The sequence below is a fragment of the Nocardiopsis kunsanensis DSM 44524 genome (assembly GCF_000340965.1).
GTDB lineage: Bacteria > Actinomycetota > Actinomycetes > Streptosporangiales > Streptosporangiaceae > Nocardiopsis > Nocardiopsis kunsanensis.
Window position 1 is genome coordinate 52,293 of the sequence record NZ_ANAY01000019.1, and the last position, 14,386, is coordinate 66,678.

The 14,386-nt window shown below is 70.0% G+C and carries 12 protein-coding genes; all 12 read right to left on the bottom strand.

The genetic code is table 11. From position 1 onward, the window contains the following. Positions 1-34: 34 nt before the first annotated feature. Positions 35-700: a DUF11 domain-containing protein gene (locus tag D456_RS0113825; protein ID WP_017576777.1), complete on the bottom strand. Its 666-nt coding sequence runs from the start codon at positions 698-700 to the stop codon at positions 35-37. Positions 701-863: 163 nt separating this feature from the next. Continuing rightward, complete coding sequence (metK, locus tag D456_RS0113830) at positions 864-2,057, bottom strand: methionine adenosyltransferase (protein ID WP_017576778.1); 1,194 nt, start codon at positions 2,055-2,057, stop codon at positions 864-866. Between the two features lie 232 nt (positions 2,058-2,289). Next, positions 2,290-3,483 (bottom strand): bifunctional phosphopantothenoylcysteine decarboxylase/phosphopantothenate--cysteine ligase CoaBC, encoded by a 1,194-nt coding sequence (gene coaBC / locus D456_RS0113835; protein WP_017576779.1) that lies wholly within the window; start codon positions 3,481-3,483, stop codon positions 2,290-2,292. Positions 3,484-3,612: 129 nt separating this feature from the next. Continuing rightward, complete coding sequence (gene rpoZ / locus D456_RS0113840; protein ID WP_017576780.1) at positions 3,613-3,879, bottom strand: DNA-directed RNA polymerase subunit omega; 267 nt, start codon at positions 3,877-3,879, stop codon at positions 3,613-3,615. Positions 3,880-3,983: 104 nt separating this feature from the next. Continuing rightward, on the bottom strand, positions 3,984-4,574 hold the full coding sequence (gene gmk, locus D456_RS0113845) for a guanylate kinase (RefSeq protein WP_017576781.1): 591 nt from the start codon (positions 4,572-4,574) through the stop codon (positions 3,984-3,986). Positions 4,575-4,770: 196 nt separating this feature from the next. Then, positions 4,771-5,094: an integration host factor, actinobacterial type gene (mihF, locus tag D456_RS0113850; protein ID WP_017576782.1), complete on the bottom strand. Its 324-nt coding sequence runs from the start codon at positions 5,092-5,094 to the stop codon at positions 4,771-4,773. Positions 5,095-5,408: 314 nt separating this feature from the next. Further along, positions 5,409-6,170, bottom strand: a complete 762-nt coding sequence (gene pyrF / locus D456_RS0113855) for an orotidine-5'-phosphate decarboxylase (protein ID WP_017576783.1) — start codon at positions 6,168-6,170, stop codon at positions 5,409-5,411. A gap of 222 nt (positions 6,171-6,392) precedes the next feature. Next, the gene (locus D456_RS0113860; RefSeq protein WP_026115861.1) at positions 6,393-7,334 is read right to left on the bottom strand and encodes a dihydroorotate dehydrogenase; all 942 of its coding nucleotides are present in this window, start codon (positions 7,332-7,334) and stop codon (positions 6,393-6,395) included. A 30-nt stretch (positions 7,335-7,364) separates the two neighbouring features. Next, a complete protein-coding gene (locus D456_RS0113865; protein ID WP_026115862.1) occupies positions 7,365-8,261 on the bottom strand; it encodes a dihydroorotate dehydrogenase electron transfer subunit in 897 nt (298 codons plus the stop codon). A 265-nt stretch (positions 8,262-8,526) separates the two neighbouring features. Beyond that, positions 8,527-11,841: a carbamoyl-phosphate synthase large subunit gene (gene carB, locus D456_RS0113870; protein WP_017576786.1), complete on the bottom strand. Its 3,315-nt coding sequence runs from the start codon at positions 11,839-11,841 to the stop codon at positions 8,527-8,529. A gap of 21 nt (positions 11,842-11,862) precedes the next feature. Beyond that, a complete protein-coding gene (gene carA / locus D456_RS0113875; RefSeq protein ID WP_017576787.1) occupies positions 11,863-13,059 on the bottom strand; it encodes a glutamine-hydrolyzing carbamoyl-phosphate synthase small subunit in 1,197 nt (398 codons plus the stop codon). Next, positions 13,056-14,357 carry a dihydroorotase gene (locus D456_RS0113880; protein WP_017576788.1) on the bottom strand — a complete coding sequence of 434 codons (1,302 nt, stop codon included), beginning with the start codon at positions 14,355-14,357 and terminating at the stop codon, positions 13,056-13,058. The genes carA and D456_RS0113880 overlap by 4 nt, the downstream gene beginning before the upstream one ends. Positions 14,358-14,386 lie beyond the last annotated feature (29 nt).

Below are 14,386 nucleotides of genomic sequence, written 5' to 3' on the forward strand. Positions count from 1 at the left end.
GTACGGGCCGTCGGTACGTCGCGGGTCTGCGCCCTCAGCGGTGGGCGTCCAGGTGGTAGACCTGGGCCGCCCCTGGGAAGGTACGTACGTTGGGTACCGAGCCGGGGCTGTGGTTACTGGGTGTGGGCGGCTCGGGCCGGGGGCTGCGGGCGCTGCGGTAGCGCGCGTATCCCACGGCCCCCACGACCGATGCGAACAACAGCAGGGCCACGGCTGCCACCATGGGCCAGGGCAGCGCCTCGTGGACGCGGTGGTCGACCGAGGTGCACGATCTCACTGCCGCACCGTCCTCGGGCCGGACACACACGGTGGCGGAGGAGTGCGAGGAGCTCTCGGGGGTCCCGGTCACCTCGACGGTGGAGACCACGCTCGCCCGTTCCCCCGGCCCCAGAGGACGGTCCCAGAGCACACGCGCACCCTCCGTGCCGGCGTCGCCGCTCCCGCCGACATAGGACATGGTCCCGGGCACGAACTGGACGATCTGGGCTTCCTGCAGGTCCGCCTCGCCGGTGTTGTGCACCCGGATCGTGTATTCGACACGGTCGCCGGGGTTGAGCCGGTCCCCGGCGGTGTCAGCCTCCAGGACGATGTCCAGGGCCCCCTCCCCCGCCCCTTCCTGGGACGCGGCCGGAACGGCCTGCCCGGACAGGGTCAGCACGGCCGCCAGGCCGATCGCGGTCATGACCGTCGGCACCGCCATGGTGCAACCTCCGCACAGCATTATGACAATACGTGCATACCTCATAACATGTGGTAGCACTTATTTGGTGCTGCCGTGCGGCACCCGCCCGGAACGCCCCTCCCGACACGGAACGGGGCGAACGGCCCGAGAGCCGTCCGCCCCGTTCAGCGGTGTTGCCTCATCAGGCGCCGACGAACGAACGCAGCGCCTCGGCGCGGTCCGTGCTCTCCCAGGTGAAATCGGGGAGCTCGCGGCCGAAGTGGCCGTACGCGGCGGTCTTGGAGTAGATCGGGCGCAGCAGGTCGAGGTCGCGCACGATCGCGGCCGGACGCAGGTCGAAGACCTCCTTGACGGCCTTCTCGATCAGCTCGGTGGCGACCTTCTCGGTGCCGAAGGTCTCGATGAACACACCGACGGGGTGCGCCTTGCCGATGGCGTAGGCGACCTGGACCTCGGCGCGGTCGGCGAGCTCGGCGGCCACGATGTTCTTGGCGACCCAGCGGGTGGCGTAGGCGGCCGAACGGTCGACCTTCGACGGGTCCTTGCCGGAGAAGGCACCGCCGCCGTGACGGGCGTACCCGCCGTAGGTGTCGACGATGATCTTGCGGCCGGTCAGACCGGCGTCACCCATGGGGCCGCCGATCTCGAAACGGCCGGTCGGGTTGACCAGGAGACGGTAGTCGTCGGACTCCAGGCCGTACTGGGCCACGACCGGCTGGATGACGTGCTCCCGCAGGTCGGGGGCGAGCATCTCGTCGAGGTTGATGTCCGCGGCGTGCTGGCTGGAAACGACCACGGTGTCCAGACGGACCGGGGTGTTGTCCTCGTACTCGACGGTGACCTGGGTCTTGCCGTCGGGACGCAGGTAGGGGACCGTCCCGTTGCGGCGGACCTCGGACAGACGCTCCGACAGAGCGTGCGCGAGCTTGATGGGCAGCGGCATCAGTTCCGGGGTCTCACGGCATGCGTAGCCGAACATCAGACCTTGGTCACCGGCGCCCTGGCGGTCGAGCTGGTCCTCCTCGCGCTCGACGCGGGCCTCGTAGGCGGTGTCGACACCCTGGGCGATGTCGGTGGACTGCGCGTCGATGGAGACGTTGACCCCGCAGGAGTCACCGTCGAACCCCTTGGCTGAGGAGTCGTAACCGATCTGGAGGATCTTCTCGCGCACGACGGCGGGCATGTCGACGTAGGTCTGGGTGGTGACCTCACCTGCGATGTGGACCTGACCGGTGGTGATCAGCGTCTCGACCGCGACCCGGCTCTTGGGGTCGGTGGCGAGCATCTCGTCGAGGATCGCGTCACTGATCTGGTCGGCCATCTTGTCGGGATGGCCTTCGGTGACCGACTCGGAGGTGAAAAGGCGGCGGGACACGTTACCTGACTCCTTGCAGCGGCTGCTGGCTGACATGGACAGTGCGGCGCCCGGTATTTCGGGGATCCGCCGGAGCGGGAAATACCGACCGTCGCGGTTGGTTGTCGTCGGTCCACTGTATAGGGACCTTCCGACGGGGTTTCCGGCGACCCTCCCTTGTGGGCAGGTCGCTCGGTCGCCCTTGTGAAGTGTGCAGTACCCGGTGGTAGGAAATCCAGACCCGTCGGGGTATCTATCCGGTCAGACGTTCAACCACGAGGTCCCAGACCCGGTCGGCAAGATCCTCCTTGGGCCCGTTCGGCACCTCGGTCGCCGAACCGCCGGTGCCCAGGATCACAGCCTGGTTGTCGTCGGTACCGAAGGCGCGCCCCTGCCCGACCTGATTGACCACGAGCAGGTCGCACCCCTTGCGTTCGAGCTTGGCGCGGCCGTTGGCGATCACGTCGTCGGTCTCGGCCGCAAAACCCACCACGGTCTGGCCCGGGGCCCGTTCAGGACGGGTCCGCACCAGTTCCGCGAGGATGTCGGGGTTCTCGGCCAGTCCGATCGGGACGGGTTCCCCGCCGGACTTCTTGATCTTGGACCCGACGCTGCTGCTCGGCCGGAAGTCGGCAACGGCCGCTGCCATGACGACCGCGTCGGCACCGGACCGCCGTTCCTGCACGGCCTCGCCGAGTTCGATCGCCGACGTGACCGGAACAACCTCGACCCCGGCCGGGTCGGGCAGCGAGACGTTGGCGGCGACGAGCGTGACCTGGGCACCTCTGGCCGCGGCGGTCCGGGCGAGTGCGTAGCCCTGTTTGCCGGAGGAGTGGTTACCGATGTACCGGACGGGGTCGATGGCCTCGCGGGTGCCCCCGGCCGAGATGACGATCCGGCGCCCGGACAGATCGTTGCTGTTCTCACCCCGGCGCAGGGCCAGGCGGGCGGCCTCGTAGAGCTCTCCCGGGTCGGGCAGACGGCCGCGGCCGCTGTCGGACCCGGTCAGGCGCCCCTCGTCCGGGTCCAGGACGAGGGCGCCGCGGGACCGCAAGGTCGCCACGTTCGCCCGGGTGGCGGGGTGCTCCCACATCTCGGTGTGCATCGCGGGTGCGAAGACGACCGGGCATCGGGCGGTCAGCAGGGTGTTGGTGAGTAGGTCGTCGGCCAGGCCGGCGGCGGCCTTGGCCAGGATGTTGGCCGTGGCAGGGGCCACGAAGACCAGGTCGGCCGACTGTCCGATGCGTACGTGTGGGACCTCGTGGACCCGGTCCCACACTCCGGTCTCGACCGGTTGCCCGGACAGGGCGGCCCATGTCGGTTCTCCGACGAAGCGCAGGGCCTCGTCGGTGGGGACGACCCGCGCCCGGTGGCCCGACTCCGTCAGCCGTCTGAGCAGCTCGCACACCTTGTAGGCGGCGATGCCGCCCCCGACTCCGAGGACCACCTGGGGAATGTGTCTGTCATTCACTCAAGGAGTTCTACCAGGCGCGCCGTGCCATCCCCGGTGCGGGGGCGGAACGGCACGCCGACGAAGAACTCCCGAGTACCTCGGCGGTCACCCGCCGGAGGTCTCTCAGGTGCCCTCGTAGGGCTCGGCGGTCAGCAGCCCGGAGCGGACCTCGCGCAGAGCGATGGACAGGGACTTCTCCTGTACCTGCGTCTCGACCAGCGGGCCGACGTACTCCAGCAGGCCCTCGCCGAGCTGGGCGTAGTAGGCGTTGATCTGGCGGGCCCGCTTGGAGGCCATGGTGACCAGGCTGTACTTGCTGTCGACGCACTCCAGCAGGTCGTCGATCGGCGGATTGGTGATGCCTTCGGCGACGGGCTCGGTACCAGCCACTTCGAATACCCCCAGGGACGGTCTCCGGCTCGTCGAAAGCCGTGAGGTGGATGATCGGGACTCGGGCGGCGCCGTACGGCGTTCCGCGGGGACACGCCCAGCTATCACACCTTGGGCGCGGACATCAACGCTAGCAGCTCGTCGCACACGTCCTGAACCGATGTGTTGACGAGAGTGGTGTCGAACTCCTCCTCCGCGGCGAGCTCGACCTTGGCCACCTCCAAGCGGCGCTGGACGACCTCCTCCACCTCGGTACCGCGGCCGGTGAGCCGGCGCACCAACTCGTCCCAGGAGGGCGGGGCGAGGAACACGTGCAGTGCCTCGGGCATCGTCTCGCGGATCTGGCGGGCGCCCTGGAGCTCGATCTCCAGTAGTACGGGCAGTCCGGCGGTCAGCCGGGCCTGTACGGGCGCACGCGGGGTGCCGTAGCGGTTGCCGGCGAACTGGGCCCACTCCAGGAGCTGGTCCTGGGCGACGAGTTCGTCGAACTCCTCGTCGCTGACGAAGTGGTACTGGACCCCGTCCTCCTCACCCGGTCGTGGTCGGCGCGTGGTCACCGAGACCGACAGCCACACGTCGGGGTACTCCCGGCGCAGGCTCGCCACGACGGTGCTCTTGCCCACACCGGAAGGGCCGGACAGGACGATGAGCCGTTTCTCGGCCGGGTGGGACTGGGCTCCGGGCTCAGCAGACATGTGTGTTCGGGCTTCCATTCGCTGTGCGCCGCCGTGCGGGCTGCGGGGCCGTCCGGACCCAGCCACCGCCCCGCGCGACGGATGTGCGGTGCTCCGCGTGCGCTCGCGGGAAGCTCCAGTTATACCACCGCACACGAACGCGCCCGCCCGCGTCCGTGGGGGGACGCGGGCGGGCGGTCAGCGGTGTTCGGGGGATCTACTTGGTGAGGTCGCCGAACTCCTCTTCCAGCGCGGCACGCTGGTTGGTGCCCAGCCCGCGCACACGGCGCGACTCGGCGATGTTGAGCCGCTCCATGATCTGCTTGGCACGGACCTTGCCGACACCGGGAAGGGACTCGAGCAGCGCTGAGACCTTCATCTTGCCGATGACGTCGTCCTTGAGGCCTTCAGAGAGCACCTCGGACAGCGAGACGCCGCCGTTCTTCAGCTTGTTCTTGACCTCTGCGCGCTCTTTTCTGGCCTTGGCGGCCTTTTCGAGAGCCGCATGCCGCTGCTCGGGTGTGAGGGGAGGAAGGGCCACGCAGGGTCACCTCGGATTTCTACTCGTGTGTAGAGGGCGGACGCCTGCGCAAGTTAGTAGGTCTGACCCCCGTTAGGCAACGTAAAGTGCCCTTTCAGGGGCTATTTCATCGAACCAACTACTCCGAGTCACAGACCCATTGCCCTGCGGAATGAAAGTTGGGACTTTGGTCCCGGTTGAACAGAGGGCAGGACCCGCCACCAGGAACGGTCACACAGCGGTGACACGAGTCACTCACAGCGGTCGAGATCGGTTTTTGGACACGCGCAATAGTCGTCATTACTGAGCCACAACTGTGTGTGAAGAGTCCACTGCTACAGTCCGGCTACCGGACCCGACGATTCCACCGCCGAGCCCGGTGCCGAACCCTGGACACGGACACCGGCGCGCTGGATCGTTGCCGCGATGGAAGCGGCTGCCGCGCCGGGGTCCGGTGCCCCGGTGATGGGCCGTCCGATGACCAGAAGGTCCGCGCCCGCTTCGATGGCCTCTTCGGGGGTGGCCACCCGCGACTGATCACCCCTGTCCGCCCCCGCCGGGCGTACGCCCGGCGTGATGAGGGTGATGTCGGGTCCCACCTCCGAACGGACCATGGCCGCCTCCTGTGGCGAGCACACCAGGGCTCGGGCGCCCGCCTCCACCGAGAGCACCGCCAGGCGGCGGACCGCGTCACGGGCCGGACCGAGCAGCCCCACCTGCTCCAGGCCGGCCTCGTCCATCGACGTCAGTACAGTCACCCCGGCGATCCGGGTGTCCGGCGCCGCCTCGACCGCGGCCCTGATCATGTCGGACCCGCCACTGGCGTGCACGGTCAGGTACGAGGGCTTCAGGCCCGCCACGCTGCGCGCCGCCCCCGCCACGGTGGCGGGGATGTCGTGCAGCTTCAGGTCGAGGAAGACCCCGACCCGGTCGGCCCCTCGCACCGCGCTGACGACCTCCGGGCCGTAGCGCAAGTACAGTTCCAGCCCCACCTTGATCGTGCTCACGTGCGGTGCGACCGCGGAGGCCCATGTGGCCGCCGTCCCGATCTCCTGGGCGTCGATCGCGACGGCGATGGGCGCTGAGGACGCGGTCATGTCGGATTCTCCAATCGTGTGCCGCCGGCCCTGCGGCCGGCGCGGCACCGCTCCGGCCCACACGACGGCCCGGCGCGGTGCACGGTCACTGTCATGTGCACACCACCGAGGGGTGCACTTCCCTGGGCGGAGGGCTTCATGCCCCGGATCCGGAACCGGTTCGGACCCGTTCTGCGCACCCCGCGCCACCTGCAACGGCGTCCCGGGCCGTGCGCCGCCGTGTCAGCCCCTGGGGCCGGTCCGGTGGGCCGCCCCCACCAGGTCCGCGGCCCGTGTGAAACCGCGGTCCTCCATGGCCTCGGTGAACTCGCGCAGGACCCGCGCGCCTGCCGAGGGGTCGGAGAAGTTGGCGGTGCCCACGGCAGCGGCACTGGCCCCGGCCGCCATGAACTCCAGGACGTCCTCCCCCGTGCGCACCCCGCCCATACCGATGATCGGGACCTCGGGCAGGGCCTCGTGCACGCGGTAGACACAGCCGACCGCGATGGGGCGCACGGCCGGGCCGGACAGCCCTCCCAGCCCTCCGGCCACCGCGGGACGCAGGGTCCGGGTGTCCACGGCCATGCCGCGCAGTGTGTTGATCATCGAGAGCCCGTCGGCTCCGGCATCGACACAGGCACCGGCCAGCTCCACGACGTCGGGGACGTCCCCGGCGAGTTTGGCGAGCACGGGCAGTTCCGAACGGGCCTGGGAACGGACCGTCCCCACGACCTGCTCGGCACGGTCCGGGTCGTCGGCGAAGGTGCGGCCCGAAGAGCTCTCCGGGTCGGGGCAGGACAGGTTGACCTCGACCGCGCTGACACCTTCCGCCTCCGACAGGCGCCGGGCGAGTTCGCCGAACTCGCCCACCCCGGCCCCCGCCACGGAGACGATCGCGCGCCCGCCCCGTGAGCGCAGCCACGGCAGGTCGCGCTGCAACAGCACCTCCAGCCCGGGGCCCTGCATCCCGGTCGTCGAGAGCATGCCGCTGGGGGTCTCGGCCATCCGCGGCGCGGGTCTGCCCGCGTGCGGCTCCAGCATCACCGACTTGGTCGTCACCGCCCCGAGGGAGGCGATGTCGAAGAATTGGGCGAGTTCACGGCCCGCCCCCGCGCATCCGGCGGCGGTCACCACGGGGTTGGGCAGCTCCAGGGCGCCCACGCGGGTTCTGAGGGTTGCGTTCAAAGTCCTACTCGTCGTGTCGTGCTGTGGAGGTCAGGCGATGTCGCGGTCCTGTTCGACACCGCGCCGCCCGGCTCCCTTCCAACCGGGGGCGCCCAAGGCATCGAAGGGAATGGAGCCGACGTCGTCGAAACGCACCTGTTCGCCGCGCAGGACGGGGCCGTCCACACAGGAGCGCACCATACGGGTGACGCCGTCCCCGCCCACGACGGGGATCACACACGTCATACAGATGCCGGTGCCGCACGCCATGGTCTCCTCCACCGACACCTGCACCGGCAGGCCGTGGCTCTCGGCCACCGCGGTGACCGACCGCAGCATCGGCATGGGGCCGCACGCGTAGACCGCGTCGGAACGGCCCTCCCGCACCACCTTGTCCAGCACGTCGGTGACACGCCCCCGTGTGCCGAAGGAGCCGTCGTCGGTGGCGAAGGTCGCGGTCTCCGCCAGGCGCCTGGCGGTGATGGCGTTGAGCACCCCGTCGGCCGAGGCGGCCCCCAGGACGAAGTCGACCCGGCACCCGCGCCGACGCAGCGACTGCGCCAACGGGAACAGCGGAGCTGCACCGGAACCGCCGCCCACGAGCACGCAGTTGACCGGGTCCCGGGGCAGCGGAAAGGGACGGCCGAGCGGTCCGACGAGGTCCAGCAGGTCACGGGCCCGGCGTTCGGCCAGCCAGGCCGTCCCTGTGCCCTTCACCGAGAAGAGGAACTCGACGGTGCCGCCGTAGTCGGGTTTGACGTCGTGCACGGCGAAGGGGCGGCGCAGCAGGGTGCTGGAATGGTCCCCGCCCACCCCGACCGAGACGAACTGGCCCGAGCGGAAACGTTCGGCGATCCCCGGGGCGACCACGGTGATGGCGACGTAGGCGTCGACCCTGCGCACGTTCAGCACGGGGCACCTGATCTGCACCGGTCCGTTGTCGCTCATGGTCGGGTCGGGGCCTTCCCTGTGGAGGTACGGGTACGCGGGTCCGGCCCGCGCCTGGTGGTCACGAACGGTCGTCACGGCCGACACGCACCGGTCCGGGCAACCACTCACAGGGTAGAGGGTCCCCGGGCGGCCCGATGCGGTTCCGCCGTTCCCGCCCGGCCCTCGTGCGCGGCGTTCGCCCCGCGCACAGGGCCGGGCGGCCCCGCTGTTCGGGACCGCCCGACTCCCGGACGTGCTCGGGACGCTCTGCGCCGTGGAGCCCTCAGACCTCGAGGGCCTCGCGGCCGGCGTCGAGGACGGCGGCGTGTTCCTGGAGGGAACGCACACCCACGTCACCGCGCACACGGGCCTCGATGGCCTGCACGGCGGCGGCCAGCCCCTGCACCGTGGTGACGCTGGGGACGTTGCGTACCACCGCGGCAGTGCGGATCTCGTACCCGTCCAGACGCGGCCCGGCCTGCCCGGCGCTGCCGAAGGGGGTGTTGACCGTGAGAGCGACCTCGCCGTCGTGGATCAGTTGGACGATGGTGGGCTCACCCTCGGGGCCGGGTCCGGCGCTGTGCTTGCGCACGACCGTGGCGTGCACACCGTTGCGCCGCAGCACCATCGCCGTGCCTTCGGTGGCCAGGATCTCCAGCCCCAGGTCGGCCAGGCGCTTGACCGGGAAGATCATCGAACGCTTGTCCCGGTTGGCGACGGAGACGAACACCTTGCCCTGGGTGGGCAGGGAGCTGTTCACCGCGAGCTGGGACTTGGCGTAGGCGGCGCCGAACTCCACGTCCAGGCCCATGACCTCGCCGGTGGAGCGCATCTCGGGGCTGAGGACCGTGTCGACGCCCTCACCCTTCTTGTCGATGAACCGGTTGAAGGGCAGCACGGCCTCCTTCACCGACACCGGGGCGTCCACGGGCAGGTCCCCGCCGTCGCCGGTCGCCGGGAGCAGGCCCTCGCTGCGCAGCTCGGCGACGGTGGCGCCGGCCATGATGCGCGCCGCCGCCTTGGCCAGCGGCACCGCGGTCGCCTTGGACACGAACGGCACGGTCCGGGAGGCGCGCGGGTTGGCCTCGATGACGTAGAGCACGCCCGAGGAGAGCGCGTACTGGACGTTGAGCAGGCCCCGGACCCCGGTGCCGCGCGCGATGGCCTCCGTGGAGTTGCGGATCCGCTCGATGTCCTCGCTGCCCAGGGTGACCGAGGGCAGGGAGCAGGCGGAGTCGCCGGAGTGGATCCCGGCCTCCTCGATGTGCTCCATGACACCGCCGAGGTAGAGGTCGCGCCCGTCGTAGAGGGCATCGACGTCGATCTCGATGGCGTCGTCGAGGAACCGGTCGATCAGGACCGGGTACTCGGGGCTGACCTCGGCGTTGCGGTCGATGTAGTCGGCGAGCACGGACTCGCTGTAGACGATCTCCATACCGCGCCCGCCGAGCACGTAGGAGGGCCGGACCATGACCGGGTAGCCGATCTCGTCGGCCGCGGCCTTGGCCTGCTCGAAGGAGTGGCCGGTGCCGTACTTGGGCGCAGGCAGGCCGGCTTCGTCCAGGACCTGGCCGAACTCACCGCGGTCCTCGGCCAGGTCGATGGCCTTCGGGCTGGTGCCGATGACGGGCACCCCGGCCTCCTCGAGTTCGCGGGCCAGACCGAGCGGGGTCTGGCCGCCCAGCTGGACGATGACCCCCACGACCGGCCCGGCGGCCTGCTCGGCGAGCACGACCTCCAGGACGTCCTCCAGGGTGAGGGGCTCGAAGTAGAGCCGGTCGCTGGTGTCGTAGTCGGTGGAGACCGTCTCGGGGTTGCAGTTGACCATGACGGTCTCGTATCCGGCGTCCGAGAGGGCGAAGGAGGCGTGCACGCAGGAGTAGTCGAACTCCACCCCCTGGCCGATGCGGTTGGGGCCCGAGCCCAGGATGATGATCTTGGGCTTGTCGCCGGCCGGGACCTCGGTCTCCTCGTCGTAGCTGGAGTAGAGGTAGGGGGTCCGGGCGGGGAACTCGCCGGCACAGGTGTCCACGGTCAGGTAGACGGGGTGCAGGCCCAGCGCATGGCGCAGTTCGCGGACCACGGCCTCGCTCTTGCCGGTGATCTCGCCGATCTGGAGGTCGGAGAAGCCCAGTTCCTTGGCCTCGCGCAGCACGGACACGTCGAGCTTGGGTGCCCTGGCGAGCGCCCGGGCGGCTTCCTCCAGACGCAGCATCTGGTCGAGGTACCAGGGATCGATACGGGTCGCCTCGTGCAGCTCCTCGACCGTGGCCCCGGCCCGCAGGGCCTGCTGGACCTGGCGCAGGCGGGTCTCGGTGGGGACCTTGGCCCTCTCCACCAGCTCGTCCTTGTCGCCGGGGGCGCCGCTCCAGGTCAGGCCCACACCCTTCTTCTCCAGGGAGCGCATGGCCTTCTGGAGCGCCTCGGGGAAGGAACGGCCGATGGCCATGGCCTCCCCGACCGACTTCATGGTGGTGGTGAGCTGGGGATCGGCACCGGGGAACTTCTCGAAGGCGAAGCGGGGCACCTTGACGACCACGTAGTCGAGCGTGGGCTCGAAGCTGGCCGGGGTCTCCTTCGTGATGTCGTTGGGGATCTCGTCCAGGGTGTAACCGACCGCGAGCTTGGCGGCGATCTTGGCGATCGGGAAACCGGTGGCCTTGGAGGCCAGAGCGGAGGAACGCGAGACCCGGGGGTTCATCTCGATGACGATGATGCGCCCGGTGGTGGGGTGCACCGCGAACTGGATGTTGCAACCGCCGGTGTCGACGCCGACCTCGCGGATGACGGCGATACCGATGTCGCGCAGTTCCTGGTACTCGCGGTCGGTGAGAGTCATGGAGGGTGCGACGGTGATGGAGTCACCGGTGTGCACACCCATGGGATCGAGGTTCTCGATGGAGCACACGACGACGACGTTGTCGTTGGCGTCGCGCATCAGCTCCAGCTCGTACTCCTTCCACCCGAGGATGGACTCCTCCAGGAGCACCTCGTTGGTCGGCGACAGGGCCAGCCCCTGGCCGGCGATGCGGCGCAGGTCGCCCTCGTCGTGCGCGAAGCCGGAGCCGGCCCCGCCCATGGTGAAGGAGGGGCGCACGACCACCGGGTAATCGAGCTCCTCGGCGGCGTCCAGGCATTCCTGGAGGCTGTGGCAGATGCGCGAACGGGCGGAGTTGCCGCCGACACTCTCGACGATGCCCTTGAAGCTCTCCCGGTCCTCACCGGACTGGATCGCCTCGATGTTGGCGCCGATGAGCTCGACGCCGTACTTGTCGAGGATCCCGGACTCGTGCAGGTCGACTGCGGCGTTGAGGGCGGTCTGCCCGCCCAGGGTCGGCAGGAGGGCGTCGGGGCGCTCCTTGGCGATGATCTTCTCGATCATCTCCGAGGTGATCGGCTCGACGTAGGTGGCGTCGGCGATCTCCGGGTCGGTCATGATCGTGGCCGGGTTGGAGTTGACCAGCACGACACGGAGGCCCTCGGACCTGAGGACACGGCAGGCCTGGGTTCCCGAGTAGTCGAACTCGGCCGCCTGCCCGATCACGATCGGACCGGAGCCGATCACGAGGACGGATGAAAGGTCACTACGGCGCGGCATGCTCTTGATTCCTCTTGGTCGCTATCGGGCAGCCGGAGCGGGCTGGGCGGACATCAGGTCGACGAACTCGTCGAAGAGTGCGGCCGCGTCGTGGGGGCCCGCGGCGGCCTCCGGGTGGAACTGGACGCTGATCACGGGTCGGTCCAGCAACCGCAGGCCCTCGACGACCTGGTCGTTGAGGCCGATGTAGCTGACCTCGGCCCGGCCGTGGTCGGTGTCGAAGGGCCGGTCGATCGGCGCGTCGACGGCGAACCCGTGGTTCTGGCCGGTGATGGCGACGCGGCCGCTGCGGGTGTCGCGCACCGGCTGGTTGATGCCGTGGTGTCCGAAGGTGAGCTTGTAGGTGTCCAGCCCCAGGGCACGGCCCAGGATCTGGTTGCCGAAGCAGATCCCGAACAGCGGCTTGCCGGCCTCGAGGACACCGCGCATGGTGGCGACGGGGCCGTCCGCCGTGGCGGGGTCGCCGGGGCCGTTGCTGAAGAAGACCCCGTCCGGGTCCAGGGCGAGGACGTCCTCGGCGGTGGAGCTCGCGGGCAACACGGTGACCCTGCAACCGCGTTCGGCCAGGCGGTGGGGGGTCATGGCCTTGATCCCGAGGTCGAGTGCGACCACGTGGAACCGGGCCTGCACACCCTCGGGCGGTGCGACCTCGTAGGCGCGGTCGGTGCTGACCTCGGAGGTCAGGTCGGAGCCGGCCATGGTGGGCTGCTCGAGGATGCGGGCGAGCAGCTTCTGCGGGTCGGTCTCCACCGTGCTGACGGCCGCGCGCATGGCACCGCGGTCGCGCAGGTGACGGGTGAGGGCGCGGGTGCCCTTGAGAGCGATTCCGACAACGCCCTGGCTGCGCATCTCCTCCTCCAGGGAGCGCTCGGCCCTCCAGTTGGAGAAGGCGCGGGCGGGCTCTCGCACGACGCAGCCAGCGGCCCAGATGCGCTCGGACTCGGTGTCCTCGTCGTTGACGCCGGTGTTGCCGATGTGCGGTGCGGTCATCACCACGATCTGGCGGTGGTAGGAGGGATCGGTGAAGGTCTCCTGGTAACCGGTCATGCCGGTGTTGAAGACGGCCTCGCCGAAGGTCTCGCCGGTGGCGCCGTACGAGTGGCCGTGGAAGACCCGGCCGTCCTCGAGCACCAGAATCGCCGGTCCGCCCTTTTCCTCGGACACCTCTGCCCCCTCTTGCCTGCCGGGAAGGCCCCGGCCGTTCTGTGTGGTGTTCATGCGGTCTTGCCTTCCAGGACGGTGGGGACCCCGCGCAGGAACGTGGCGCGGACCCGGCCGGGCAGGCTCATGCCCCGGAAGGGGGTGTTGCTGCTCTTGCTGGCCATGGTGGTGCCGTCGACACCGACGGGGTCGGCGGGGTCGTACAGGACGACGTTGGCGGGTTCGCCCTCCGCCAGGGCGCGGCCGTGGCCCTCCACCCGTCCGATGCGTGCGGGGGTGACGGACATACGGTCGGCGACCTGTTTCCAGGTCAGCAGGCCGGTGTCGACCATGGTGCGCTGGACGACGGCCAACGCCGTCTCCAGACCGACCATCCCCATGGCGGCGTCGGACCACTCGGTCTCCTTGGCCTCCACGGGGTGGGGAGCGTGGTCGGTGGCCACGACGTCGATCGTTCCGTCGGCCAGGCCCTCGCGCAGGGCGAGGACGTCATCCTCGGTGCGCAGCGGCGGATTGACCTTGTAGACGGGGTCGTAGCCCTCCACGAGGTCTTCGGTGAGCAGCAGGTGGTGGGGGGTGACCTCGGCGGTGACGTCGCAGCCGCGTTCCTTGGCCCAGCGGATGATGTCGACCGAGCCCTTGGTGGAGACGTGGCACACGTGCAGGCGCGATCCCACGTGCTGGGCGAGCAGGCAGTCGCGGGCGATGATCGCCTCCTCGGCGACCGCGGGCCAGCCGGACAGGCCGAGGCGGTCGGAGACGCAGCCCTCGTTCATCTGGGCACCCTCGGTGAGCCGGGGTTCCTGGGCGTGCTGGGCGACGACGCCGTCGAAGGCCTTGACGTACTCCAGGGCGCGTCGCATGAGCAGCGCGTCGGAGACGCAGATGCCGTCGTCGGAGAAGACGCGGACCGCGGCGGAGGAGGCGGCCATGGCACCGATCTCGGCGAGTTGTTCGCCGGCGAGGCCGACGGTGACGGCGCCGACGGGACGCACGTCGCACAGGCCGGCTTCGCGGCCCAGGTGCCAGACCTGTTCGACGACGCCTGCGGTGTCGGCGACGGGGTCGGTGTTGGCCATGGCGTGCACGGAGGTGTAGCCGCCCGTGGCGGCCGACCGGGAGCCGGTCTCGACGGTCTCGGCGTCCTCACGTCCGGGTTCGCGCAGGTGGGTGTGCAGGTCGACCAGGCCGGGGAGGGCGATCAGACCGTCGGCGTCGACGACCTGCGCGTCCTGGGGGCCTTCGAGGCCGGCACCGATCCGGGTGATGGTGCCATCGCTCAGGAGCAGGTCGACCGGGTCGCCGCCGAGCGGTCGCGCCCCGCGGACGAGGTAGGGGCCGTGGTTCTCGGGCATCGCGGTGTACGGCTTTCTGTTCGGGTGGA